At 54.8% G+C, this 26,540-nt stretch carries 20 protein-coding genes; 8 read left to right on the forward strand and 12 right to left on the reverse strand.

Annotated features, from left to right (window positions below):
* Positions 1–53 precede the first annotated feature (53 nt).
* From OH144_RS06790 to OH144_RS06800, 3 genes are all read left to right on the forward strand, one after another.
* The gene (locus OH144_RS06790; RefSeq protein WP_266205545.1) at positions 54–1,352 is read left to right on the forward strand and encodes a DUF1015 domain-containing protein; all 1,299 of its coding nucleotides are present in this window, start codon (positions 54–56) and stop codon (positions 1,350–1,352) included.
* On the forward strand, positions 1,318–1,899 hold the full coding sequence (locus OH144_RS06795; protein ID WP_266205546.1) for a Maf family nucleotide pyrophosphatase: 582 nt from the start codon (positions 1,318–1,320) through the stop codon (positions 1,897–1,899). The genes OH144_RS06790 and OH144_RS06795 overlap by 35 nt, the downstream gene beginning before the upstream one ends.
* Positions 1,900–2,151: 252 nt before the next feature.
* Positions 2,152–3,336 carry a class I SAM-dependent rRNA methyltransferase gene (locus tag OH144_RS06800; RefSeq protein WP_266205547.1) on the forward strand — a complete coding sequence of 395 codons (1,185 nt, stop codon included), beginning with the start codon at positions 2,152–2,154 and terminating at the stop codon, positions 3,334–3,336.
* Positions 3,337–3,423: 87 nt separating this feature from the next.
* Here the strand turns inward: OH144_RS06800 and OH144_RS06805 are convergent, their stop codons facing one another.
* The 3 genes from OH144_RS06805 to OH144_RS06815 are packed head-to-tail and all read right to left on the reverse strand — an operon-like array spanning position 3,424 to position 6,319.
* Entirely contained in the window at positions 3,424–4,824 is a 1,401-nt protein-coding gene (locus OH144_RS06805; protein ID WP_266205548.1) for a methyltransferase RsmF C-terminal domain-like protein, read from the reverse strand.
* Positions 4,825–4,861: 37 nt separating this feature from the next.
* Positions 4,862–5,272, reverse strand: coding sequence for a (deoxy)nucleoside triphosphate pyrophosphohydrolase (locus OH144_RS06810; protein WP_266205549.1), 411 nt, complete (start codon positions 5,270–5,272; stop codon positions 4,862–4,864).
* A gap of 57 nt (positions 5,273–5,329) precedes the next feature.
* Positions 5,330–6,319, reverse strand: a complete 990-nt coding sequence (locus OH144_RS06815) for an acyltransferase family protein (RefSeq protein ID WP_266205550.1) — start codon at positions 6,317–6,319, stop codon at positions 5,330–5,332.
* A gap of 135 nt (positions 6,320–6,454) precedes the next feature.
* On the opposite strand from OH144_RS06815, the gene OH144_RS06820 reads away from it, so the two are divergent.
* A complete protein-coding gene (locus OH144_RS06820; protein WP_266205551.1) occupies positions 6,455–6,961 on the forward strand; it encodes a hypothetical protein in 507 nt (168 codons plus the stop codon).
* 46 nt (positions 6,962–7,007) lie between these two features.
* On the opposite strand, the gene OH144_RS06825 is transcribed toward OH144_RS06820, so the two are convergent.
* From OH144_RS06825 to sdaAB, 4 genes are read right to left on the reverse strand one after another with little or no spacing between them, the layout of a single operon-like run.
* Positions 7,008–7,997, reverse strand: coding sequence for an NAD(P)H-dependent glycerol-3-phosphate dehydrogenase (locus OH144_RS06825; protein WP_266205552.1), 990 nt, complete (start codon positions 7,995–7,997; stop codon positions 7,008–7,010).
* A gap of 4 nt (positions 7,998–8,001) precedes the next feature.
* Positions 8,002–9,399, reverse strand: a complete 1,398-nt coding sequence (locus tag OH144_RS06830) for an efflux RND transporter periplasmic adaptor subunit (protein ID WP_266205553.1) — start codon at positions 9,397–9,399, stop codon at positions 8,002–8,004.
* Between the two features lie 6 nt (positions 9,400–9,405).
* Positions 9,406–10,866 carry a TolC family protein gene (locus OH144_RS06835; protein ID WP_266205554.1) on the reverse strand — a complete coding sequence of 487 codons (1,461 nt, stop codon included), beginning with the start codon at positions 10,864–10,866 and terminating at the stop codon, positions 9,406–9,408.
* 19 nt (positions 10,867–10,885) lie between these two features.
* Entirely contained in the window at positions 10,886–11,563 is a 678-nt protein-coding gene (gene sdaAB / locus OH144_RS06840) for an L-serine ammonia-lyase, iron-sulfur-dependent subunit beta (RefSeq protein ID WP_266205555.1), read from the reverse strand.
* Positions 11,564–11,844: 281 nt separating this feature from the next.
* Here sdaAB and OH144_RS06845 point away from each other — a divergent pair, with 281 nt between their 5' ends.
* The 3 genes from OH144_RS06845 to OH144_RS06855 all read left to right on the forward strand — a co-directional run bounded on the left by OH144_RS06845 (position 11,845) and on the right by OH144_RS06855 (position 15,065).
* A complete protein-coding gene (locus OH144_RS06845) occupies positions 11,845–12,810 on the forward strand; it encodes a tryptophan 2,3-dioxygenase family protein (RefSeq protein WP_266205556.1) in 966 nt (321 codons plus the stop codon).
* 168 nt (positions 12,811–12,978) lie between these two features.
* Complete coding sequence (locus OH144_RS06850; protein WP_266205557.1) at positions 12,979–14,559, forward strand: NAD(P)/FAD-dependent oxidoreductase; 1,581 nt, start codon at positions 12,979–12,981, stop codon at positions 14,557–14,559.
* A 143-nt stretch (positions 14,560–14,702) separates the two neighbouring features.
* Entirely contained in the window at positions 14,703–15,065 is a 363-nt protein-coding gene (locus tag OH144_RS06855) for a CoA-binding protein (RefSeq protein ID WP_266205558.1), read from the forward strand.
* 208 nt (positions 15,066–15,273) lie between these two features.
* Here the strand turns inward: OH144_RS06855 and OH144_RS06860 are convergent, their stop codons facing one another.
* From OH144_RS06860 to OH144_RS06870, 3 genes are all read right to left on the reverse strand, one after another.
* Positions 15,274–16,140: an SDR family NAD(P)-dependent oxidoreductase gene (locus tag OH144_RS06860; protein ID WP_266205559.1), complete on the reverse strand. Its 867-nt coding sequence runs from the start codon at positions 16,138–16,140 to the stop codon at positions 15,274–15,276.
* A 357-nt stretch (positions 16,141–16,497) separates the two neighbouring features.
* Positions 16,498–19,080 (reverse strand): ABC transporter permease, encoded by a 2,583-nt coding sequence (locus OH144_RS06865; protein ID WP_323134781.1) that lies wholly within the window; start codon positions 19,078–19,080, stop codon positions 16,498–16,500.
* 57 nt (positions 19,081–19,137) lie between these two features.
* A complete protein-coding gene (locus tag OH144_RS06870) occupies positions 19,138–19,836 on the reverse strand; it encodes an ABC transporter ATP-binding protein (protein WP_266205560.1) in 699 nt (232 codons plus the stop codon).
* A gap of 143 nt (positions 19,837–19,979) precedes the next feature.
* On the opposite strand from OH144_RS06870, the gene OH144_RS06875 reads away from it, so the two are divergent.
* Positions 19,980–20,708, forward strand: coding sequence for an arylesterase (locus tag OH144_RS06875; protein WP_266205561.1), 729 nt, complete (start codon positions 19,980–19,982; stop codon positions 20,706–20,708).
* Positions 20,709–20,875: 167 nt separating this feature from the next.
* Here OH144_RS06875 and OH144_RS06880 read toward each other — a convergent pair whose 3' ends face one another.
* Together OH144_RS06880 and OH144_RS06885 are read right to left on the reverse strand one after the other, a co-directional pair.
* Positions 20,876–22,045, reverse strand: a complete 1,170-nt coding sequence (locus tag OH144_RS06880; protein ID WP_266205562.1) for an efflux RND transporter periplasmic adaptor subunit — start codon at positions 22,043–22,045, stop codon at positions 20,876–20,878.
* A gap of 2 nt (positions 22,046–22,047) precedes the next feature.
* Positions 22,048–26,433 (reverse strand): CusA/CzcA family heavy metal efflux RND transporter, encoded by a 4,386-nt coding sequence (locus tag OH144_RS06885; protein ID WP_266205563.1) that lies wholly within the window; start codon positions 26,431–26,433, stop codon positions 22,048–22,050.
* Positions 26,434–26,540 lie beyond the last annotated feature (107 nt).

The following is a 26,540-nucleotide window of genomic DNA, read 5'->3' on the forward strand; positions in this document are numbered from 1 at the left end:
GCATCCTTATACTTCCTTGCTTCGGGCTGATTTATACTTTGTAACGGATTAAAATGGCTGAGATACTACCCCTGCGCGCCTGGCGCTACAACGACGACCTGAAAGATAAGATAGAGCAACTGACCTCACCGCTGTTCGATGTGGTGTCGGAGAAGCAGCGGGAGGCCTTGTACCAGACTCCCCTCAACAGCATACACCTCTCGGTACCCCGTGGCGACAGTCCGGCACAGGATGCGGCGCTGCTGCTGCAGAAATGGAAAGAGAACGGCATCATCCGTCAGGACGGCCTGCCGGGGATCTATGTGTACTACCAGTACTTTCGGTTGCCGGGCAGCGACAAGGAATATGTGCGCAAGGGCTTTATCTGTAACATAAAAGCCTACGACTGGCACGAGAAGGTGCTGCTGCGCCACGAGAACACCATTCCTAGTGCTGTGAACGATCGCATCGAACTGCTGGAGGAGACGCAGCTGAACGTCAGCCCCACCCATGGACTCTATGCGGATCCGGAGTTCTTGCTGGAGCCCTACATGGACGAGAGCATCCGCACCCCCATCTATGAAACAGAGGATTACCAGGGCGTGCGCGACGTGCTGGCCGTGATCCACGACCACGAGGTGATAAAACTGTTTCTGCAGACGCTGGCCAACCAGCAGATCCTGCTGGCCGACGGGCACCACCGCTACGAGGGCTCCCTGTTCTATCGCCGGAAAATGATGGCTCAGAACCCGGACCATACCGATTTTGAGCCTTACAACTACCACCTGATGTACCTGACCAACTCCGAGCACGACGATTTGCGGATCCTGCCTACGCACCGCCTGCTGAGGCAGCTGCCCATGCCGGAAGAGGAGTTTCTGGAGCGGCTGCAGGAGTATTTTACCGTAACGCCTAAGGAAGATCCTTATGAACTGAACGAGGTGATCGTGGGCAAGCCTTGGGCCTTTGGGTTATACTTGAACGGCAACGCCTATAAGCTGCGGCTGAAGCCGGAGGTGCACAAAAGCATTGACTGGAACTTTCCGGAGGAGGTGAAGCAGCTGGACCTGACGGTGATGCATTATTTTATCTTTGAGAAGATACTCCATATTTACCGCCAGCAGCAGCGCGACTACAAAGGCCTCAGCTACGAGCGTAATTTCACGGCCTGCATCCGAAAAGTAGACAAAGGCGAGGCGCAGGTGGCTCTGATCACGAATGAGATCTCGATGGAGCAGGTGAAGCGCGTGTGCAGCAGCGGTGCTGTGATGCCGCAGAAATCAACCTTCTTCTACCCGAAAGTTATCTGTGGATTTTTATTTAGCTCCATTAAAGAAGATGAATTTACAACGGCCGCTGCTGCTTGCCTCTAACTCTCCCCGCCGCAAAGAACTGCTCTCCAGCCTCGGGCTAAAGTATGAGGTGCTGGTGAAGGAGGTACACGAGGATTTTCCGGGGCACCTGAGGCGGGAAGAGATTGCGGAGTACCTGGCCTCGCACAAGGCCGATGCCTATACTTCCGACCTTACAAATGAGGCACTGATCACGGCGGATACCATTGTTTGCCTGGGCGAGCGTGTGCTGAACAAACCTGCTGATTACGAGGAGGCGAAGCAGATGCTGCAGGCGCTGTCGGGCACTTTTAATGAGGTGATTACGGGTGTGTGCATCCTTACCAAAGAGCAGAAGACTGTGTTTCACGACAAAACCAAAGTATACTTTAAGCACTTGTCGGAGGCGGAGATCGACCACTACATCAGCCACTATAAACCCTATGATAAGGCAGGTGCCTACGGTATTCAGGAATGGATCGGCATGATCGGGATAGAGCGTATCGAAGGGTCATACTTCAACGTGGTGGGACTGCCGGTGCAGAAACTGTATGCTATGCTGGAGGAACTGGGTATCGTAAGATTCTAGGAAAGTCCGCCGCGTATTCGTCTGTTTTAAACGCACCAGGGCTAAGGACCACTATTTTATAAGGAATCAAGAGTCTCATGTTTTTGTACCCCCATTATTTTTATTGACCAGGAGCGCGCACTCTTTTAACCGCTCGTACGGGTGTTGTAAAGCCAGCGTTTGTTTTGCCGGAAGGGAACAATTCCTCTGGTGCTACCCTTTATACTTCATCTGTACAAATCTCAATAAAAACTCAACAGTACATTAACATCGATGTCACTTACCAAATTATACCTGGCCCCTGGCAAGGAACACTCGCTGAAGCGCCAGCACCCGTGGGTTTTCTCGGGAGCTATCCGAAAAGCAGACGGCGAGCCGGACGAAGGCGACGTAGTGGAAGTATATTCCAGTAAGCGTGAGTTCCTGGGCATGGGCCACTATGCGCCGGGCTCTATTGCCGTGCGCATCTTCTCTTTTGAGCAAACCGAGCCGGATTATACTTTCTGGAAAAGCAAGGTGCAGCAAGCCTATGCGTACCGTCAGCGCCTCGGCCTGACCGACAACCCAGACACGAATGTATACCGCCTGGTATACGCCGAGGGGGATGGTGTGCCAGGCCTAATCGTGGACTTTTACAAAGATACCGCTGTGGTGCAGACGCACACAGTTGGCATGTATAATGTGCGCGGGCATGTGGCACAGGCCCTGCAGGAGATTTATGGAGACAGACTGCGTGCTGTGTACGACAAGAGTGCGGAATCGCTGCCGCCAAAGGGTCCGGTACAGGCGCAGAACGGCTACCTGTATGGCCAGTCGGAAGGCGGTGTGGTGGTAACCGAGAACGGCAACCAATTTTTCATTGACTGGGAGACAGGCCAGAAAACCGGCTTCTTTATAGACCAGCGCGAGAACCGCGACCTGCTGGCGCGCTACGTCCAGGACAAGTCGGTGCTGAACACCTTCTGCTATACCGGTGGCTTTTCGGTGTACGCGCTCAATGCGGGTGCCCGGGAGGTACACTCCGTGGATGTGTCGAAAAAGGCGATCGAGCTGACGGTGAAGAACGGGGAGCTGAGCCAGGCACCGGAGAAGCATGAGGCCTTTGCCATGGATACCTTTGAGTTTCTGAAGGGCAAGGAAGATAAGTATGATGTGATCGTACTGGACCCTCCTGCTTTTGCCAAGAGTCAGAACGTGCGCCATAACGCATTGATGGGCTATAAACGCCTTAATGCGGAGGCCATGAAGAAGATAAAACCGGGCGGTATCCTGTTCACCTTCTCCTGTTCGCAGGTAGTGGACAAGTACCTGTTCAACAACACGGTGATGGCCGCTGCCATTGAGGCTGGACGCAACATCAAGGTCATGCACCACCTCTCCCAGCCTGCCGATCACCCGATTTCGATCTTTCACCCGGAAGGTGAGTATTTGAAGGGACTGGTGCTTTTTGTAGAGTAGAAGTTATACTTCGATTGCTTTAAACAGGAGAGGCCGGAGCTGTAACGTATAGCTCCGGCCTCTCTTTATGCCTGTAACCTCTAATGATCAGCTAATAACGAGACTCTCTTCCGGGAGTGCAGCAGGGAGCTCCATACGGATGCGCCACTCCTTGGGGTAGTAGTTGTTAAGTCGGTTTCCAATTCCCTTGGCCCAGCCCAAGGGAAGTCCTTTGTATTGTAGCAGCAGCCAGTCGTTGCCGTTGGTGCCAAGGCTGATGTCCTCTTTGCGGAGGTAGCGCAGCGCCTGCTCCAGGGGAAGGTCTGCCACCTCGAAAGCCCCTTTATGCAGGTGTTGCGAAAGAGCGAGCCCCTGCAATGGCTTTAGCTTCTTCCCTTTAATTTCTGCCAGCTCTGTGCCGGCGTAGATAACGTGCAGGTTCTGGTATACTTCATCAGCCGCCTCGAACAAACTCTCCGGTAAGGCAGAGATCACCTCGCCATACTGCAGGAAAGTATACTGCTCCGGCTGCTGCAGCCAACCCTGCACCTGCGCCTGTTCTTTTTTGCCCGCAATGGTCAATTTACACTTTTTCTTCCGGTTTTTGCCATGGCTGATGGTTTCCTCACGGCCAGCTTTCCGCATCACCGCCATAAAGAACCCTTCGCCCTGCACGCGGTGTGGGTAAAAACGATAGCCTTCCACCCCCTTCAGCTGCGAGGGGACCACGCCCCACTCCGATTGCAGTTGCAGTTTTATATTTTCGGCATCCTCCTGCTCTGCCAGCCAGGCTATGTTCGCTTCGTTCTCCTGCTCATTCCAGGTGCAGGTGCTGTAGATCAGCACTCCTCCCGGTCTGAGCGCTTCCCACACATCCATTAAGATGCGCTGCTGGCGCTGGGCGCAGAGGTTCACATTCTCCTCCGACCACTCGCCGATGGCCTGTGGATCTTTGCGGAACATGCCCTCGCCGCTGCAAGGAGCATCTACCACCACCACATCAAAAAAGTCAGATAACCTGCCAAAGTCGCGCGGGTCGTTGCTGGTGACCAGCACATTGCCGCTGCCCCACTTGGCCACGTTCTCGGCAAGTATAGAGGCCCGGCTCCGGATCACTTCATTCGAAACCAATAAACTTTCTTCTGAAAGAAGACTAGCCAGTAGGGTGGATTTTCCGCCGGGTGCGCCGCAGAGGTCGAGTACCTGCAGCGGTTCCTCCAGGTTGATTGCCTGCCGCAGGGCTTGCTCCACAAACATGGAGCTGGCTTCCTGCACATAGTAAGCGCCGGCATGTATAGCGGGGTCGAGGGTAAAGAAAGGCCGGGCGGGGAGGTAAAATCCTGTTTGGGACCACGGTACGGGCTGCAGGCCCGGCAAAGGCGCAGCTTTGGCTTTGTTGATGCGGATGCTCACAGGCGGCGCCTGCTGCAGGGCTTCCAGGAAGGTTGAAAACTCCTCCTCCCCGAGCATGCGATGCATGCGGTCTGTAAATGTCTTTGGGAATTGCATAGGCAAAGGTACGCGAAAATGCACTTCCGAATGATACTTATTCCTTGTTTTTAACCAAATGCAGGTAATCCTTCACTATAGGCAGGTCGGCGGGGCACCAGGTATAAATTGCCAGGTCTGCGGGCGAAACCCAGTGGTAGGCCCTGTGCTCGTGCAGTTTGATGACACCGCCAGCGTAATGGCACAGGTATGGGATCAGCTCGATCGTGTAACCCGGGTACTCGTGCACCACCGGCGTCAGGCGCTGATAGGGCTCAATGGCAAGATTCAATTCCTCCCGGATTTCGCGTACCAGACAGGCCGTCTCCGTTTCGCTTGGCTCCAGTTTGCCGCCGGGGAACTCCCACAGCAGCGCCTCGCGCATTTGCTCACTGCGTTGTGTAACCAGTACGCGGCCGTGTTGCTCCACAATCGCACAAATTACTTTAATCACTCCTTTAGAATCCATGTAAATGCAAAATAACAAATAGAGAAAGTCTGCTTCCTCCAGCTTAAGTTAAAAAGGCTAGGAACCGAACAGCAGCTGCGGCTCATACTTGTAGAACAGGTAGCCGAGCACGAGGGGCACCGCCAGGTTGGCCAGGTGCGACAGGTCCTGGTCGGCAAGCCCGAAGTACACCACCTGTACCAGAAAAATATGGTACGAGGCCTTGCCCAACTCCGCCAGCAACCGCAGTGGGATAAAATTAGAGAAGTTAGGCAGCAGTTTAATGGCCAGCCACACCAGCAGGGCCGCATAGCCAAAGGTGAACAGTTGCTGGGTCTGCCAGGCCGGCCTCATTACACTTTCCAGCTTCAGTTCGCCATACTGCAGCAAGTATAAATTAACAGCCGCCATGCTGCCCAGCCCTGCCAGTAGTATAAAATCCCGCCATCGGAACGGCTCCCAAACCAGCCTGGAGAGCCAAAGACCAAAGGCAATGGCACTGAAGTAGCGCGGAAAAGCGGCGTCGTAGAGGTAGCTGTTGTCCTCAAAGTAGGCGAACTGCGCCGCCCATACCTGAAAGGCCGCCTCCAGTAGCACCAGCACCAGGGTGGTAAGCAAGGGTTTACGGCTAAAGCCATAGCCGATCAGGGGCAGCAGCAGCACAGACTGCAGCAGCATGGTGATGAAATAATTGCCGCGCCCCGTTACCGGCAGCACACCCACCCAGGTATAAGCGCCAAACGCCAGCACCCTCTCCCCTTGCAGCCACTCCCAAAGCAGGCCCACGAGTATGGAAAGTAAGAATATGATGATGAACGGGACGAGGATTCGGGCGGCCTTCTTCGTGAAATACCTGCGGGTATAGAGCTGTTGCAGGTGCTGGGTTTTGTTTCGGGTAGATAGACCCAGGTTTAACCCCATCACCACCAGGAAGAGCGGCACCGCCTGCCAGATATGAAAGATGGCATAATGCTCCTCCAGTTCCTTGCGCGTCAGCGAATGCAGCAGGAGCACCGCCACAATGGCTACTCCCTTCACTACGTCTATCTGCTGTAGGTGCTGCTTCATGGATGGTAAGGCGCGGGTGCTAGCCGGCTCATTTTCAGGGGGTGCTCGTTTTATTAATCCTTGTAACTTTTTGTGCCTGTACATCCTTAACCTGTCAAATCAAGTATAATGAATTGCACCGTTATAAGCTGATACATGCAGATAAGCCTGAATTATAGGTTTCTGGTAATGCTCGCAGCCATACTAGCTTTCGCTTCCGTGATACTTAGCATGGCGCTTTCGCTCCTGTTGTGGCTGCCGCACGAGCAACTTCCGCTCTGGGGGCAACAGAGCGTTGCCATGCATCTGTACGTCTTTAGCTTTGTCTCCGGCTTTATGCTTGGATGGTTCTCTACCAGGGCTACGCGTTGGGCGCTTCGCAGCGGCAAGGTGCAGCCGCTGCACTGGCACCTCAAAAGCCAGACCCTGATTGACAGGCTGCCTTCCAAAACGTTTAACCGCGCGTTTATGTTTGCCCTTGCCGGGTTTTCAATAGCTGCTATCCTGGTGCTCCTCCTGGAGTTGCTGGAGCTGCATTACATCCCTTTCGCTGATTTCCAGCTGCTTTCGGGCATGTACAGCATCTGTTTTTCGATAGCTATTACCGCTATGGCTGTCTACCGGGCACTGGGCGATAGTATCGTGGGCCATTCCAAAGTATAAAAAAAGCACACCTGGTACAGGTGTGCTCCCTTTTCAATCCCGGCTGTTACCTAAATTTATCCTTCAGTATCTCAAATTCTACTGCCGGCGATATGCGCTCATAGAGGATATGGTACACAGCTGTTGTAATCGGCATGTCCACTCTGAGAATTTTGTTGACCTCATAGATGCTCTGCACGGCGTAATAACCCTCGGCTACCATGTTCATCTCCACCTGCGCCGATTTTACGGTATACCCCCGGCCAATCATGTTCCCGAACGTGCGGTTGCGGCTGAACTGGGAGTAAGCCGTCACCAGCAAATCGCCCAGATAGGCGGAGCCGTTCAGGGCCCGGTGCATTGGCATGATAGCATCCAGGAAGCGCTCGATCTCAAACATGGCGTTGGAGACCAACACCGCCTGAAAATTGTCGCCGTAGTTCTGGCCACGGGCAATGCCGCAGGCCAGGGCGATGATATTCTTCATCACGGCGCAATATTCGATGCCGTCGAGGTCATCCAGGGGGTTTGCCTTTACATAGCGGTTGCGCAGCAGCTCGCAAAAGCGCTCGGCTGTGGCCATGTTATGGGAGCCGATGGTGAGGTACGACTGCTTCTCCAACGCCACCTCCTCGGCGTGGCAGGGGCCGGCAATCACCAGCAGGTCCTGGTCCGGCACCGCGTACGTATGCTTCACATAGTCCGTGATGAGCACATTCTCCTTCGGGATCATGCCTTTGATGGCGGAGACGACTACTTTCCCGGCAAAGGCATCCACCGGTAAAGCGGCAAGTGCCAGCTGCACGAATGCGGCTGGCACTGCTAGTATCACCCAATCCGAGGAAGCAACGGCTGCCTGTATGTCTGTGGATGGTTTAACGTAATTCAGGTCAAACGACACCTGGCTAAGGTAGCGCGGGTTGTGTCTGAAGTTGATCAGGTGCTGTACATCGCTCTCGCTGCGCATCCACCAGTTTACCTGTGATTTATTCTCTGAGAGGATTTTAACCAGAGCTGTTGCCCAGCTTCCCCCTCCCAGTACTGCTACTTTTTCCAATCTGTTAGTTATCTTTTGTATCTGCGGCTATGGCCTGCTTGTTGAGCGATTTCTCATCCTTCACCGCTACCTTGGCACCATTCTCCAGTGTCTTCGAAACGGCTCTGAACGGTCCCGCCACCACTCTCTGTCCTGGCTTAACGCCGCCTAGTATCTCAATGTTTTCAAAATCGCTGATGCCGGTTTTCACCTTGGTCGATTTTACGGTGTTGGAGGCTTCATCGTATACAAAAACAACCTCATCTACCTGTGCCGGAGCCTGCTGCTGTTGGTTCTGTTCCTGGTTTTGCGGGCCATCCTCCTCTTCTTCCGCTTCCTGCGGCTTTTCAGCGCCTCCGGCGTTGGCGGAACGGGTTGTAACAGCCGACAAAGGTACAGATAAAACATTAGACTTCCGCTCCGTGATAATGTCCACGGAGGCTGTCATGCCGGGGCGAAACGGCCGGGCCGAAGTGCCACGCAGGTGGTCGTAGGAGTCATTTAACAGGCGGATGCGTACCTCAAACTCGGTCACTGCTTCCAGGGTGGTGGCATCCTTGGCCGTGTTGGCAATGGCCGTCACTACGCCTCTGAATTTCTCGTCGCGGCTGGCATAGGAGTCTACTTCCACCTCCACAGAGTCGTTCAGGGCCACGCGGATGATGTCGTTCTCGTTCACGTTCACACGCACCTCCATGTTGTTGAGGTTGGCAATGCGCATGATCTCGGTGCCGGCCATCTGCGAAGTACCCACCACGCGCTCGCCCTGCTCTACGTTGAGCTTGGAAACAGTTCCGCTCACCGGGGCATAGATCGTGGTTTTGTTCAGATTCTCGCGGGCATCCTTCAAGGAGGCCTGGGCGTTCTGCACATTGTACTCGGAGGCCCTCACGCTCTGGCGCGCCGACTCCACCTCTGCCTTAGCGGCCAGGTAATTGGCCTCTATCTGCTGCCACTCCGACTGCGAAATTACTTTTTGCTCGAACAGCGGCTGGTTGCGCTTGTAATTCTGCTCCACCTGCGCAAAGTTCGCCTGCGACTGAGACAGCCTGGCCCTGGCCTGCGCCAGGTTAGCACGCTGCGTGTTCACCGAGGCCTGCTGTGCGTCCACCATGGACTGGTAGTTGTCGGGGCGGATGCGGAGTAACAACTGGCCTTTCACAACAGAGTCACCCTCCTCCACATTCAGTTCGATGATCTCTCCGGAAACGTCGGGGCTTATCTTTACTTCTGTTTCCGGCTGCACCTTACCTGATGCGCTCACTTTTTCAACGATATCAGTAGGTTTAGCCTCCGCCAACACCACTTCAATGCCTTCTTCTTCGCCTATCCAGCCCGATTTTTTTGCTACAACAATAAATACCACCAGCAGTACCAGTACACCGACCAGGATGGGGATCAGCTTTGATTTTTTCTTAGCCATAGTTGTTTAGAAAGAGATGTCATTGCCCTGGTAGAAATCCAGGACCTTAAGTTTAAACGTGTATTCATACTTGGCCTGCGACAGGTTAGATTGCGCAGCACGGAACGTGTTGGCAATGATGTTAAAGTCCACCGTGTTGATCACACCTGCATTTAACCGTAATTGTGCGTTGCTGTAGTTCTTTTCAGCTGCCCGCAGTTGTTCTTTGGCAGCTGCATACCTGCGCTGCGCAGCTACGGCATCCACATAGGCCTGCTCGATGGTCTGGCGCAGGTTGTTGCGGGCAATGTCCGCGTTTATCTGCGCATCCTGTTGCTGTAGCTTGGCGCGTTGTACATTGCTGCGAACCTGAAAACCATTGAAGATGGGAACCTGCAGCGAAAAGCCAAAGCCCTTGCCTACCCCATCCTTGAGCTGATCGAAGTATTCATAGGGCTCCCTTCTGAACGAAGTGGAGGGCGAGTAAACCACAAAAGGAACCGTGCCCTCAGAGTCGAGGAAACCGATAGGGGTTTCCTGCAAGGGGCCTGTTACAGGAAAACGGAAATCCCGGGCACTGGAGTAGAAAGTATTCAGGCTGCCAAACATGGACAGGCGCGGGTAATAGGCTCCCCGGGCAACATCCAGGGCCTTTGCGGCACTTAGGATACGCAGATCAGCGGCCTTTATAGCCGGCAGCGTCTGAACCGCCACATCGTATACCTGGTCCCCGCTTAACAGCACAGGGTCCTGGTCCGGCTCTGGGATCTGGGGTATCTCGATCTGGAACTCCTGCGAGGCGGGCAGGTTCAGCAACTGCATCAACGCCAGCCTGGAGATTTCCCGCTGGTTCTCAGCGTTTATAAGCTCCAGCTCATCGGCAGCCAACTGCGACTCCAGGTCCAGTACGGAGTTCTCCGCCACACTCCCAGCCTCGAAAAGAATCCTCGTGCGTTCGAGCTGCTGTTTTGTCAGTTCCCGTGTCTGCTGCGCTATCTTGATCAGCTCGTTAGCGAAAAGTATGTTCAGGTAGGAGGTGACAATTTGTATGGTGATGTCGTTCTGTGCCGAGAGCACCTCCTGCTCCACAGCCTGCAGCTCCAGCTCGTTTTGCTTGATGGAGTTTATTTGCTGAAACCCCATGAACAACGGCACAGAGGCGCTGAGCTGGAAATTGTTTGTCTGGCTTTGTTCCGAGCGCAGGTCCGAGGTGGTCGGGTCTACGTAAGTACCATAGTTGAAATTATAGGAGGAGCTTCCATTTATGGAGGGCAGCCGGCTGAACCTGGCCTGCTTCAGGTCCGTTTCAGAAAGGCCCCGGCTCAGTTTGGTTCGCCGCACCTGCAGGTTGTTGACGTTGGCATACTCCACCGCTTCCTGCAGCGTCCACACGCCATCACCGGTCGGGTCCTGCTGGGCCCAGGCGCCAGAGGCGCCAGCCAGCGAAAAACCCATAGCCAGCAACAAGCTTTTAGTTGTTCTCTTCATAGATTTATAGATACTTCTCTTATAGGTCAATATTCGGAATATAGACAACGTGCTGTACCCAGCTGAGCTGTTTGAGGTACTCCAAGGTAATCGGTTTTATGCCGGAGTCCATCTCTATGAACTGGCGTGCCCGCTCATGTTTTCCCTTTCGGCTCACGCTCATGGTGGCAATGTTGCAGTCGTCATGCGCCAAAATGGAGGCGATGAAGGCAATGCTCCCCTTTTTGTCTTCGGCGTCAATAATCAAAGTGTGGAGGTTAGCAGAGAAGCTGGCGGTAAAGCCGTCTACCTCCACAATCTGAATTACGCCTCCCCCGCGGCTTTGCCCGATCACCTCCACCTCACGCTCCCCGGCCTTCAGGTTGAGCTTAATGGTGTTCGGGTGCATGGTAGAGGCATTCCCAACAGAGCGGAAGCTATACTTCAGCCCGCGCTCCCTGGCATGGTCAAACGCTTCTTTAATGCGCTTGTCGTCCGTTTTAAAGTCCAGCAGGCCGGCTACGATGGCGCGGTCGCTTCCGTGGCCCTCATAGGTGCGGGCAAAGGAGTTGTAAAAGGTGATGACTGCCTCCTCCGGGGCGGTGCCCAGGATACGGATGGCAGCTCTGGCAATACGTACCACCCCAGCCGTATGCGAACTGGATGGCCCTATCATCACTGGCCCGATCATGTCAAAAACACTACTTTTCTCAGCCATACGCTCAATATCGTGAAAACCAAATTTAGCAATTATGTGGCAGCTTTGCGCTATTCCGGGTTTAATTTAGCCTTATTTCTACAAACACCGTCTTTATATCTACAAACGCTGTGCGGATACCTATAAAGTAAAGCCAGTCTGCCACAGTAGTTTATGTTTTTGCCGGCGTGAAATTTTAACCATCCCGTGCCATCAATGTAAGACAAAAATGGCGGGTTTACAGCAGCCTTTAAATGTTTTGCTAATTTTGCGGAAACCACCTCACCTAAACCTACATGCAGATGGAGCATTCTTTTAAACCTGAAGTGCTGGAGCAGCTCAAGCGGCTGGAGGAGAAATACGTGCCGCTGGGGCAGGACCTGGCAGCCTACCTGGAAGGTTTGTACCACACCAGCTTCCTCTCCTACTGGGATTACATTCACCTGGACACGCTCCTGAGCCTGCAGAACCCCCGCACCAATATTCCGGATGAAAAGATCTTCATCATGTACCACCAGATCACGGAGCTATACTTTAAGTTATGCCTGGAGGAGTACCGTCAGATTGGTGAGGACAAGGACATTACGGTGGATGTGCTTATTCGTAGGTTGAAGCGGATCAACCGCTACTTCGATAACCTGATCAATTCCTTTGATGTGATGGTAGACGGCATGGACCCGAAACAGTTCCTCCAATTCCGGATGGCGCTGATGCCGGCCAGCGGCTTCCAATCGGTGCAGTACCGCCTGATTGAGATTGCCTCCACCGATTTGCGCAACCTGGTGGATAAGGCCAAGCGCTCTGTGCTGGGCCTGGAAAGCACGCACGAGGAGATGATCGGCTGCATTTACTGGAAAGAGGGCGCCACGGAGGTGGCCTCCGGGGCCAAAACGCTGACACTGGTGCAGTTCGAGGAAAAGTATACCACGCAGCTCATCAGCTTTGCCAAAGAGTATGCCGACAAGAACGTGTGGCAGGTTTACAAGAACCTGCCGGAAGCGGACCAGCAGAACCCGAAGCTAAAGCATGCCTTGCGCGACCTCGACAGCAACGTAAACGTGAACTGGCCGCTGATGCACTACAAGTCCGCCGTGCGCTACCTGCAGCGCGACCCGGACGTGATCGCCGCCACCGGGGGAACCAACTGGCAGAAATACCTGCCGCCACGCTTCCAGAAACGCATTTTTTACCCCGAGCTTTACACCGAGCAGGAAATAGAGGAATGGGGCAAAGGCTGGGTTGACAAGGTACTGAATGGAGATATGTAACAATTTTGAATTCTGAAGGAGTGATTGCGTGAATTGTTGGAATGTTTTTAGGTATAAACTTGTCATTTTATAGTTCGGTTGAGCGGCAACGTAATATTTAGTCATCCACTCAATCACCCATTCATAATTAATTTAAAAGTTTAAGGCTAACTACCTTACCTGTTATAGATGAGAAAGAAGGAATTGGACCTGGTGTTTCCGCCAGAGCTGGCATTTGATGCCCAACAGTTAGAAAGGGAGCTTCTGAAAAGTGCCCGGGTGCAGCCGGAGGATGTGAAATTCCTGCACCGGGTAAAACGCTCCATCGACGCGCGTGGGCGCCAGGTACAGGTGCGCGTGCGGGCCGATGTGTACCTGGACACCCCTCCTGCCGACATTATCGCTCCGGTTTATACTTACCCCGATGTTACCCATAGTAAACGTGTGGTGATCGTAGGGGCCGGCCCGGCTGGCCTTTTTGCGGCCTTGCGCTGCATCGAGCTGGGCCTGAAGCCCGTGGTGCTGGAGCGCGGGAAGGACGTGCGCCGCCGCCGCCGCGATCTGGCCGCTATTAATAAAGAGCATACCGTAAACCCCGACTCGAACTACTGCTTTGGCGAAGGCGGTGCCGGCACTTATTCTGACGGCAAGCTGTATACCCGCTCCAAAAAACGCGGTGACCTGCAGCGCATCCTGCAGATCTTTGTGCAGCACGGCGCTACGCCCGACATTCTCTTTGATGCCCACCCGCACATTGGCACCAACAAACTGCCTAAAATAATTGAGGCCCTCCGGGAGACGATCCGCGACGCTGGCGGCGAAGTGCATTTTGACAAGCGTGTCACTGATTTTATACTTGAGAATGGTGAAATGCACGGTGTGGTCACGCAGGATGGGCAGGAGTATACCGGCGAGTCTGTTATACTTGCCACCGGCCACAGTGCCCGCGATATTTTTGAACTGCTCCACCATACAGGCATCACCATAGAGGCGAAGCCATTTGCCATGGGCGTACGCGTGGAGCATCAGCAGCAACTGATAGACAGCATACAGTATAAATGCGAGGACCGCGGGCCATACTTGCCAGCTTCGTCCTACTCCCTTGTACACCAGACGCATTACAACGGCAAACAGCGCGGCATCTTTTCGTTCTGCATGTGCCCGGGAGGTTTTATCGTTCCCTCAGCCACAGCTCCCGGCGAAGTGGTGGTAAACGGCATGTCGCCGAGCCGCCGAGATTCTAAATTTTCTAACTCTGGCATTGTCGTAGCCATTGAATTGGAGGATATGGAGCTGGAGAAGTATGGCCCGCTGGCCGGCTTGCGCATGCAACAGGCGCTGGAGCAGAAGGCCTGCGACATGGCCGGCGGCACACAGGCGGCCCCGGCGCAGCTGCTGAAGGATTTCGTCGACCGTAAAATAAGCAAGCAGCTTCTCGACACGTCTTACCAGCCAGGCTTGGTGTCAGTAGACCTGAGTAAGCTTTTCTCCGAGGATATGGCCTATCGACTGCGCGAGGGATTCAAGGCCTTCGGCAACAAGATGCGCGGCTACCTGAGCAACGAGGCGCAAATCGTGGGTGTCGAGAGCCGCACCTCCTCCCCTGTTCGCATCCCCCGTGACCGCGATACGCTGGAGCATGTGCAGGTAAAAGGGCTTTACCCCTGCGGCGAGGGAGCCGGTTATGCCGGGGGTATCGTATCTGCGGCCATGGATGGGGAGCGTTGTGCCGAGAAAGCAGCGGTAAGAGCCGGCGTAATGCTAAACTAAAGTATAAACCACCCTTGTATAAACCTCAAAAGGCTAATTCATTATGAGGTTTGTTATTTAAGCGGATGCGGCTGTGTTTTAACTTTTCCATCCAACCCAAAGTACAATAGTATACTATCAGTGAACATGAATTAACTTGAGATATGAAAAAGACTGTTGTATTAGGCGCCTCCGATAACCCATCACGCTATGCCTATAAGGCGGTGCACCGGCTGCAGCAACACGGCCATGAGGTGGTGCCGGTAGGTATAAAGAACGCAGAGGTGGGGGGCAAACAGATCATTACCGATAAATCGGAGGCTATTGCAGATGTGGACACCCTGACGCTGTACGTGGGGCCACGCAACCAACCGGTGTGGTACGATTACATCCTGAATCTGAAGCCCAAGCGCATTATTTTTAACCCTGGCACGGAAAACCGTGAGCTGGAGGAAATGGCGCAGCAGGCTAACATCGAAACACTGCATCATTGCACGTTGGTGATGCTGGCAACGGATAGTTATTAAAAAGTATGATATTATCCTAAAAAGCAAAACCTGCGAAAAGCAGTTCCGTATATCAAAGAAACAAGGGCAGATGGCATTTGTTGTCTATGTCTTGAATAAGCAGGGATCTTGATAAAAGATCCCTGCTTTGCTTTTATACCTGTCTGAAAACAAAAGCCCCGGCTCACGCAAGAGGTGTGCCGGGGCTTTTTCATACGTGAGCCGGTCTTTACCGGGTGATCTCCTCCTCTTCATATTTTGCCGTTCCGGTAGGGCTTTCTCCCGCTTCAGTCGGCTCCTCCTCCATCAGGTGGCGCATACTGGCGGCCAGGGCCATGTCGGGCATCAGGTTAGCGCTGGTAGCCTGCAGCTTGTTCTTGAGGCCTGAAATGATGCGCGTCTCGCCCTTCATGAGCGCTTCATAGCCGTCCCTGGCCACTTCTTCCGGCTCCGAAAGGCTACCGTTGGCGGCGCGGGTGTGGGCTGCACCAGCCCTGAGGAAGAACATAGTGTTGCTGGGCCCGGGGCAAAGGGCTGTTACGGTAATCGCGGTGTCTTTCAGTTCATTGGATAGCGCCTCCGAGAAAGACAGCATAAATGCCTTGCTTGCTCCGTAGATGGCCATCAGCGGGGAAGGCATGAATGACACGACAGAGGCCAGGTTCAGGATTTTTCCTTCGTTGCGGTGCTTCATTTCAGGCAGGAAAAGCTTTGTCAGTTCCACCGGTGTGGTGATGTTGAGTTGGATGATCGCCTTTTCGCGCTCCAGGTCTGTTTCGAAGAACATGCCATGCACTCCGGCGCCGGCGTTATTGACCAGGACATCGACCTGCAGGCCGGCGTTGTGCACCTCTTCGTATACTTCACGTGCCGCTTCCGGGCGTGTAAGGTCTGCCGTAATTATGCATACATGCTCCAGTTGATGCTGGTCCTGCAGGTAATGGCCAAGCTTTCGCATGCGTTCTGTGCTACGCGCCACCAATACCAGGTTGTACCCATCCTGCGCGAAGAGCTTGGCGAATTCCATACCGAAGCCGTTGGAGGCTCCAGTGATTAGTACCGTTTTTTCCTTGTTCTTGTCTTTCATTGTTTTCATAGTTTATACCTTATGCTGGCTTATTTTTAGATGATTATAGGTATATGATTGTACCAACACCAGCACAATTAAGTTATACTTGTTTGATGAAGCGGTATTGTTTAGTAGCAAGTGCTGGCGTTTTGGATGTTATGGCCGAGGTTTAAAGTATAACGTGAGGTTTGCTTCTGGACTTGCTGGTTTAAAACGGCAAGAGCCCGGGTATAGCAGCACACCCGGGCCCCTATGTAAAGTATAAAAAGAAGCTTAACTGCGTTCCGTATGTAGAATGCCTATAATTTCAAGTCAACTCCCGTGACGCTTTTCTAAGATGACAAAAAAGAGAAGGAAACACTCCCGCCCTTTATACTTCTAGGTTTAAGCTGCCTCCCGCCTTAGCACCTCCAACGGCGGGCGGTTCAAAATGCCCCGGCTATTGAGCATCCCGATAAAGACCGTGAGGGCCGTAATACCAATGAAGACTGGCAACAGCGGCGACAGGTCAGGGACGAAAGCTACCTCGAAGCTAAACACAGCCAAGGCCCAGCTGGCCGCCACAGAAAGGATGATGCCCGTACCCGCAGCCAGGGCGCCCAGCAGCAGGTACTCGAAGGCGTTAATCCCCAGGATCTGCTTCCGGCTGGCGCCCAGCGTGCGGAGCAGCACACTTTCCTGCACCCGCTGGTATTTGCTGTTGTTGATGGAGCCGATGAGTACCAGCAACCCCGTGCTAATGCTGAAGAGGGCCATAAATCGAATCACAAAGGAGATCTTGCCCAGTATATCATCCAGCGTTTCGAGTATGAGCCCCAGGTCGATGGCGGATACGTTAGGGAACTGACGTACGAGGGTTTGCTGGAACACTGCCGCCTGCTCGTCGGTGTCCGTGCGTGTCATGAGCACATGGAACTGTGGTGCCTCCTCCAGCACCCCTTTCGGGAACAGCAGCAGGAAGTTGGTTTGCACGCGGTTCCACTCGACCTCCCGCAGATGGGTGATCACAGTCGGAATCAGCGCGCCCTGCACGTTAAAGATCAGCGTGTCCCCAAGCCCGGCTTTAAGCCGCTCAGCATAACCTTCTTCTATAGAGATAGGTATGGCAGCACTTTGGTTCGTGACTTCTCCCTGCCAGGTTCCCTCCACCGTCTTTTCGGAACTGATGAGTGAGTCACGGTAGGTAACCCTGAACTCCCGGGTAAAAGCTCTTTCCGAGATGCCCAATGTTGTATCGGCCCGCACATCGGCACCGGTCAGGCCGTTTATTTCCTCCAGGCGCATCGTCACTACCGGCACCGACTGCAGGATGGGCAGTCCCTGTTGCCTGACCAGGTTGGCTACTTCCTCCTTCTGCGCGGACTGAATATCGAACAGCACCATATTAGGCTGGTTCTCGCTGGCGGCAAAGGCTACCTCGCTCAGCAGGATGCGCTGCATAAGAAACAGCGTGGCGATAAGCGCGGTACCCAGTCCGATGGAGACCGTGAGCAGCAACGTCTGGTTATTTGGCCGGTACAGGTTGGCCAGGCTCTGGCGCCACACATAGCCCCAGTGTACCGGGAAGAAGCGCTTCACTGCCCACATCATGAGCCTGGCAATCAGGGCCAGTACCACAAAGCCTACAAACACCCCGCCCGTAAACGCTAGCGCCTGCAGCCAGGTACCCAGCTGGAAGTAGGAGAACAGGAAAATAAAGGCTACGATGAGGACGTATACGCCCCAGCGCAATTTATCCTTCTGTTTTGAAACATGCTCTATGCCCGCCCGCAGCGTGATCAGCGGGGAAATATTGCGGATAGAGAGTAGCGGAAGCAGCGCAAAAAGCACGGCCACCACCACGCCAATGGCGATACCCTGCCCGATGGCTGCCCACGACACCGCCACGGTTACCTCCACCGGAAGGAAGGTTTTAAACAGCTCCGGCAGGTATAACTGGATCAGGCTGCCCAGTATAGCGCCCACCACAGAGCCGATGAGCCCCATAACGATCACCTGGAACAAATAAATCAGGAAAGCTTGTTTGCCGCTCACACCCAGGCAGCGGAGCACGCCAATGGTTGCCAGTTTCTCGCGGATGTATACATGCACGGCGCTGGCCACGCCCACGCAGCCGAGCAGCAGCGCCACAAAGCCCACCAGCGCCAGGAAACGGGCCAGGTCCTCATACGATTTCCCGGTGCTTTCCTTGCGGCTCTCGATGGTGTCGTAGCCAAAGCCGGCCTCGTCCAGCCGCTTCTCCAGCCGCTTCACCAGCTTGTCCGGGTCGGTGGTTTCGGGTAGTTTATAGTAGTGGTAGTAGCTCACACGGCTGCCTTTCTGTACCAGGCCTGTTTCCTCCAGGTAGTGGCGCGGTATGTACACGGCTGGCGCAACGGTGGCGGTCATGGCCGTTTGGCCCGGGATTTTGTGCAAGGCTCCTGCAATCTCGAAGGTCTGGTTGCCCACCTGAATTGAATCGCCGGGCTTGGCGTTGTACTGCAGCAGCAAGGTCTGGTCTACAAGCGCCTTACGACCCTCCTCCCGAAAGGTACGGCTGGCACTCTGAGGCTCCGTCTCGATGGCGCCGTAGTACGGAAACCCGCCCCGCTCCAGCGCGCGCACCTGCACCAGCCGGGTTCCGCCCGTGGATTTAAACTGCACCATCGACACAAAACGCACTTCATCGGAGCGATCGCCGCCCACGGCAATGGAATCCAGCAATTGCTGCTGGTCTTGCTCTATCTCCTTGTTTGCGGCAATCACCAGGTCCGCCCCGATCAGGGACTTCGCCTGCCGGTCGATATCGGCGCGGAGGTTATCGGCAAAAGAGTTAATGGCCACCAGCGCCGCAATGCCCAGCACGATGGACGAGATGAAAAGAGCCAGTCTGCCTCTGTTGCGGCGGCTGTCGCGCCAGGCCATTTTCAGGAGCCAGCGCAGCCGCAGCGGTCGCTTTCCGGGTAAATGTATGATAGTATCGGACACGGTATCTTGTTATGGAGTGAGGGGTTTGGGTGAAGCAGCGATTTACAAGTTCAGTTGTTACCCTTTATTAACCAGAGAGGTAACCTCGTCTGAGACCACCGTGCCGCCTTTAATGCGGATGATACGGTCTGTCTTAGCGGCCAGTTCCAGGTCATGCGTCACCAGCACCAGTGTGGTGCCAGCCTCCCGGTTCAGGTCGAAGAGCAGCTTCTCCACGCGCTCTCCGGTCTCCTCGTCCAGGTTACCGGTGGGCTCGTCCGCAAAAAGTATGGCCGGCCTGTTGGAGAAGGCCCGCGCCAGCGAAACCCGCTGCTGCTCCCCGCCGGAAAGCTGGGTAGGGTAATGGTCGACCCGCTCCGCAAGGCCCACGCGGGCCAGCAAATCCATCGCCTGCTGCTGCACATTGCGCTCACCACGCAGCTCCAGGGGCACCATCACGTTCTCCAGAGCGGTGAGCGTGGGGATAAGCTGGAAGTTCTGGAAAATAAACCCCACATACTGGTTGCGCACCTGCGCCCGCTCGTCCTCCGAAAGGTCGTCTAGTTTGATGCCATTCAGTATAACGGATCCGGAAGAGGCCCTGTCGAGGCCGGCCGAAAGGCCCAGTAGCGTGGTCTTACCGCTGCCGGAAGGTCCCACTATAGCACAGACATCTCCGGCCTCTAAGGAAAAATTTATACCTTGCAGCACCGTCAGGTGTCGGTCGCCGCTGTCGTAGGTCTTCTTCAGGTCTTTAATTTCAAGTATGGTAGGCACTTTGATCTGTTTGGTTTTAGGTTGATGTAGCAAGGGGCCCGTGCAAAGTATAACGCTACAGGCGCATCCTCCGAACAAAATAACTCTTTGGGTACGTTATAGGTTTAGCACAAGGCAAGTATAAATTTAGGAAAAAATAAACGATGACGATAAAGAATCAATTTTTAACCCTCGCAGTGGCGGCCCTAGTCACCTTGTACGGTTGCAGCGAAGGCCAGCCAAATGAGCAAGTAGCTGCGGAGAAAGAGACGCGTGCCGCCGCCGGTGCCGATGCAAAAGCTGAGGCGGAGACGCAGATCATCCTTTTCTTCGGCAACAGCCTTACGGCCGGCTATGGGCTGGATAAGCCTGACCTGGCGTTCCCGGGGCTTATACAGCAGCGCATCGACTCTCTGGATTTGCCCTACAAGGTGGTGAATGCCGGCTTGAGCGGCGAAACCACGGCTGGAGGCAAGAGCCGCATCGATTGGCTGCTGAAGAAACAACCAGTCGACGTTTTTGTACTGGAGTTAGGCGCCAACGATGGCCTCCGCGGCATTTCCACGGAAGAAACGTATGCAAACCTCAAGGCCATCATCCAGAAAGTGCGCGCCAGCAACCCGGATGTAAAGATCATACTTACAGGTATGCAGATGCCGCCAAGTATGGGCCAGAAGTATTCAAAAGATTTCCGGGAGGTGTTTACGCGTGTGGCCGAGGAGGAGAACGTGGCGCTGGTCCCTTTCCTACTGGAAGGCGTGGGCGGTGAGGCTGACCTGAACCAGGGCGATGGCATCCATCCGACAGAGGAGGGACAAAAGATCCTGGCCAAGAACGTTTGGGAGGTGCTGGGGCCGATCTTGCAGGAAGAAACGGTCGCCACAGAAGTATAAATTTGGGCTAGTCTGAAAAAAATCAGAAATATTTAGCCGTTATGTAACCTTCTAAAACCACTCCCGTTATTAAGTATGGCTAAAAGTTGAAAATTTGATTTTCATAACACGAAACGGCTCCTCATCTCTGGGGAGCCGTTTCTGATTTTAGAGGTTTGTCAAAGCGACTATTCTTCCGCCACCTCAGACTTCATCTTCTCTGAAAGTATAAACGAGGCCCCTTTCTGTACCACCTGCGCGTCCAGGGGCAGTACTTCCTCTAAACGGACTTCGGTAAAGCCATTTTCTGTGACGCCCGTCTCCACAGGTATCATCTTGAAGGTGTTTTCGCTGAGCTGCTGAAAGACGTAAGCTTTATTCCTGTACAAGACGATCGCCTCTTCCGGAACCGAGAGCGCAGTATGCTTACCCGTCAGGATATGGCCGTTGATGTACATGCCCGGCAGCAGGCCTTTGTTCTGGTTATTCTTTATCTCGGCGTGCACCGGCACCACGCGGGTTTCCCCCTCAAACGATTTGCCGATGGCGAAGATTTCTGCCTCTACCTCCTTCCCTGACACGTTTGGCAGCGAAAAGACCACCTTCTGCCCTTTCTCCAGCTGTGAGAAATCTTTCTCAAACACATTCAGGTCCAGGTGCAGGTGCCTGTCGTCAATAATCTGCAGCACAGGCTGGTTTGGCTCCGCAAACGTACCCAGGTTAATGGCGATGGATTGCACGTAGCCCGAAATAGGGGCCGTGAGGTTGAGGGTGCGCGTGATGCGCCCGTTCTCTACGTTCTTAGGCGAGATGCCCAGCGTTTGCAACTGCTCCCGCAGTGAATTCAGCTTTGCCTCCAACACTTTTACTTCGCTGGTGGCCTGCTGGTACCTTCGCAGGGCGCCAACCTGTTCCTCCGAAAGCATTTTCTGGCGCTCATACTCCTGCCGCGCCATCCCAAGCTGGCTGCTCGCCGAGAGGTAAGCCTCCTGCAATTGTAGCAGTTCCGGGTTCTCGATGGTGGCCAGCACCTTTCCTTTCTGTACAAAATCACCTTCAATCACGTGGATGCTGCGTACCATGCCCCCTATCAGCGGGCTGACACTGGCCATCCCCTGCGGCGGCAACGACAGTTGGCCTTTTGCAGGCACACGGGCAGAAAGGGTTCGCTCCTCCAGGGGGCCTACCTCCACCTGGCTCACCTGCTGCATTTGCTGGGAGAACTGTACGACATCTGGTTCTGTGGCTACAGTGGGGGCTTCTGCTGCTGCTGTCTCCGGCTTGGTCTGCGTTTGCTCGGAACAAGCGGTAGTGAAAAGTATGGCAGCGAGTGCTGCCGGTATTATATATTGTCTCATGTTTATTCTTCTCCGGTTAAATACTGTAGGTTGATGATGCTCTGGTTATAGTGCAGGAGGGCGTTGAGGTATTGCAGGCGTAGCGTATAGGCCTGCTCCATGGCCTGCACAAACTCCACATAATCTACCTCTCCTAGCCTGAAGCTGATGTCAGCGGCCTTCTCGAGCTGGGCTGCCTGTTGCAGCGCCCCCTGCTCGTAATACAGGAGTTGCTGCGCCTGCTTCTCCAGCTCCTGCAGCGCGTTCTTCAGGTCGGCTTCGAGGCTACGCTCCCGCGCCTCCGCTTGCTTCTCTACCGCCTGCTCATGCAGACGTGCGGCCGTAATCCGAGATTTCTGCGCCCCAAACCATAGCGGCACCGAAATGCCGGCCTCCACGCCTGTGAAGCGGTCGGAGTTGCCGTAAACCCGTGACGGGTCCAGCGCCGGGCTCTCGCCGATAAATGTCTGGTTGAAGTAGCCGATGCTAAAGTCGGGCAGCAGCCTTGCTTTTTCAAGCTTGGTCTCCTGCTGGGCCACCTGTACCTCGCTCTGCAGCAGCTGCAGCCATACGTGTGCGGTGGATGTGTCGGTTAATACTTCGGATGTATACTTCTGCTGCGGGGCCACGACAAAGCTAATAGCCCCCTCTGGGGCGTTCAGCAGCTGGCGAAGGCGTGTTTCGGCCATCGTTGCGTCAGCGGTGGCCTGCGCCAGCTCGGCTTTCATGCCCAGGCGCTTGGCCTCGGCTGTGGCCCGCTCCAGGGCACCCGTCTCGCCGGCGCGTTCCCTTACCCGGGCAGCCCGCTCGAAATTCGCGTAAAGCGAGTCCTGTGCCAGTATAAGCTGGCGCCTGGCCTGCATGTGCTGCCATTGCTCGAAAGCAAGCTTTACGTCGCGCAGCACCTGCCGCTCCGTCAGCCGTTGTCTTATCTCCGCCTGAGAGGCATGCGCATCAGCTAGTCTGGCCTGCCGCCCGTACACGGTCGGGAATGCGAACTGCTGCGTCACGGTGATCTCCTCATCTGTCTCCGCGGTGCTCACCTGGCCGCGCTTATAGTTCAGGCTGGTTTTGGGCAGGTCATAGGCCGCTCCCTTCAGGGCCCTTTGCCGCTCGGTTTCCAGCTGTGCGGCACGAAGCGTGGGGTTGTTCTCCCGCGCGTATTGCAGCGCGCCCTGCAGGTCCAGCTGCTGCGGCGCCTCCTGCGCCTGTGTGGAAAGCCCACCGCCAAAGTATAAACCTATACTTAAGAGAAGCAGCACAACCGGGTGTACCTTAAAAGCTTGTGTTTTCTTCTCCTCTCTGGATGTAAAGATATAGTAGAGCACTGGCAGCACCACCAGCGTCAGCAAAGTAGAGGTCACCAAGCCTCCGATCACGACAGTAGCCAGTGGCCGCTGCACCTCGGCCCCCGCTGATCCGGAAAGCGCCATCGGCAGGAAGCCAAGCGCTGCCACAGAGGCCGTCATAAGCACCGGACGAAGGCGCACGGTTGTGCCCTCGATTACCCGTTCATACACATTGTCCCACCCCTCGCGCTTCAGCTGGTTCAGGTAGCCGATCAGCACGATGCCGTTCAGCACCGCCACGCCGAACAAGGCAATGAAGCCAACACCGGCCGATATACTGAACGGCATATCGCGCAGCCAGAGGGCAAAGATACCGCCGATCGCAGCCAGTGGTATGGCCGTGAATATGAGCAGCCCCTGTTTCATCGACCTAAACGTAAAGTACAGCAACACCAGGATGAGCAGCAACGCTGCCGGCACCGCGATCTGCAGGCGCTGCTTGGCGTTTACCAGGTTCTCGAACTGGCCCCCGTAGGTGATGTAGTAGCCGGCCGGCAATTTTAGCTCCCGCTCCAGTTTTAGCTTCACTTCCTCCACAATCGACTCTACATCGCGATCGCGTACGTTAAAGCCAACTACAATGCGGCGGCGGCCTTCCTCGCGGGAAATCTGCATCGGGCCATTCTCCACGCGGATGTCGGCCACCTGCAGCAGCGGCACCTGCCCGCCGTTCGGCAGCGGCACGAAGAGATCTTCGATATCGTTCAGGTTCTGGCGGTAGTCCTGCTGCAAGCGCACCACCAGGTCAAAGCGGCGATCCCCCTCGTATACCGATCCTGCGGTTTCGCCGGCAAAAGCGGTGCGCAGCACGCGGTTCACATCCATCACCTGCAGGCCATACTGGGCCAGGCGCTCGCGCCTGTACTCCACCACAATCTGCGGCAATCCCGTTACTTCCTCCACAAACAGGTCCTGCGCACCCTGTACTGGCCGAATCAAGCGCTCTGCCTCGCTTGCCAGTGCACTCAGCTCGTCCAGGTCCTCGCCGTAGATCTTAACGGCCACATCCTGTCGGGCACCGGTGATCAGCTCGTTGAAGCGCAGCTGGATAGGCTGCTGGAAGCCATAGTTCACGCCCGGCAGTACCTGCAGCGCGGAATCCATCTTGGTGGCCAGTTCCTCACGGGTGCTGGCGCTAGTCCATTCCTCGCGCGGTTTGAGCAGGATCATTACATCAGCAGCCTCTATGGGCATGGGGTCTGTCGGAATCTCGGCCGTACCTATTTTTCCGATCACTTCCTTCACCTCCGGGAAATTCTTTTGCAGTATCTCGCTGGCCTTAAGGGTGGTTTGCACCGTTTGCTCAAGCGATGCCCCGGGCACCAGGCGCAGGTCCATGGCAAAGTCGCCTTCATCCAGCTGCGGAATAAACTCACCCCCCATGCGGCTGAATACTACCAGGCTGACGGCGAGCAGGCCTAGCGCCGTACCCAGGACCAGGGCTTTGCTGCGCAGGGCAAATTTAATGACCGGCTGGTAGTAGTGCATGATCTTTTCCATGAGGCGGTCAGAGATGTTGCGCTTGTGCTTTGTCTTTTTGCTCAGGATCAGTGTGGAGATCATGGGCACGTAGGTAAGCGAGAGGATGAGCGCGCCGATAATGGCAAAACTTACCGTTTGCGCCATCGGCCGGAACATCTTGCCCTCAATGCCTACCAGCGCCAGAATAGGTAGGTAGACGATCAGAATGATGATCATACCAAAGGCGGCGGAGTTCATAATCTTGGAGGCTGCGCTTTCTACTTCCAGGTCCATTTCTCGTTGGGTGAGTTTTCGGAGCGGCAGCTTGGCGTTCTTGGCCACGATAAAGTGCAGCACCGACTCCACAATGATGACTGAGCCGTCCACAATTAAACCGAAGTCGATTGCGCCCAGGCTCATCAGGTTGCCTGATACGCCGAAGAGGTTCATCATTGTAATAGCAAAGAGCATGGAGAGCGGAATAACGGAGGCCACCACCAAGCCGGCCCGCAGGTTGCCGAGCATGAGCACGAGCACAAACACTACGATCAGGCCCCCCTCTACCAGGTTTTTAATGACGGTGTTCACGGCTCTGTCGACCAGTTCACTGCGGTCGAGGTAAGCGTCGATCACCAGCCCTTCCGGCAGCGAAGCCTGGATAGTTTCTACCCGCTCCTGCACTGCCTTGATCACCTGAGAGGAGTTGGCGTCTTTATACATGAGCACGATGCCGCCCACCACTTCGCCTTCATTGTTGCGGGTAAGCGCGCCGTAGCGCACCGGATGGCCATACTTCACCTCGGCCACATCGCTTACCAGTACCGGCACACCGTTGCGGTTGTTGATCACAATCTGCTCAATGTCCTCGAGCTCACTCACCATGCCCAGGCCCCGGATAAAGAACGCGCTGTTGTTCTTCTCGATGTAGGCGGCGCCGGTGTTTTCGTTATTCCTGCTGATAGCCTCCAGCACGTCGGGCACGGTTAGGTTCAGGCTGCGGAGGCGGTCCGGGTTCAGGGCTACCTCATACTCTTTCAAAAAGCCGCCAAAGCTACTCACGTCAGCTACGCCGGGCGTGCCGAGCAGCTGCCGGCGCACGATCCAGTCCTGCACGGTGCGCAGCTCCATAGGACTATACTCCTTGTCGCTGCCTTCCTTCACGTGGATGGTGTACTGGTAAATCTCCCCGAGGCCGGTGCTGACAGGGGCCATTTCCGGTGTGCCCACTCCGGGTGGGATCTCTTCTACGGCCAGATCGAGGCGTTCTTTGATGAGCTGGCGGGCCAGGTAAATGTCTACGCCGTCCTCAAAGACAACGGTAATAACAGATAGACCAAAGCGCGACACCGAGCGCATCTCGATGGCATCGGGCACGTTGGCCAGGGCAATTTCTATGGGTGTGGTGATAAAGCGCTCTACCTCCTGGGCAGCCAGCGTGGGCGAGGAAGTGACCACCTGCACCTGGTTGTTGGTGATGTCGGGCACGGCATCTACGGGTAGTTTGGTAAGGTTGTAAATACCCACCACTACCAATGCCAGCACCATCAGCCCCACCACCAGTTTATTATGAATGGAGAAACTAATAATCTTTTGAAACATGATATGCAGTTTAATTCTTAGGATTGACAGCCCGGAATAGCATATTGCTGCCGCACAATGGATCGCCTGTGCGGCACCAGCAAAGTATAAATCCAGTCAGAGGAGTT

The organism is Pontibacter kalidii (assembly GCF_026278245.1).
GTDB classification, from domain to species: domain Bacteria; phylum Bacteroidota; class Bacteroidia; order Cytophagales; family Hymenobacteraceae; genus Pontibacter; species Pontibacter kalidii.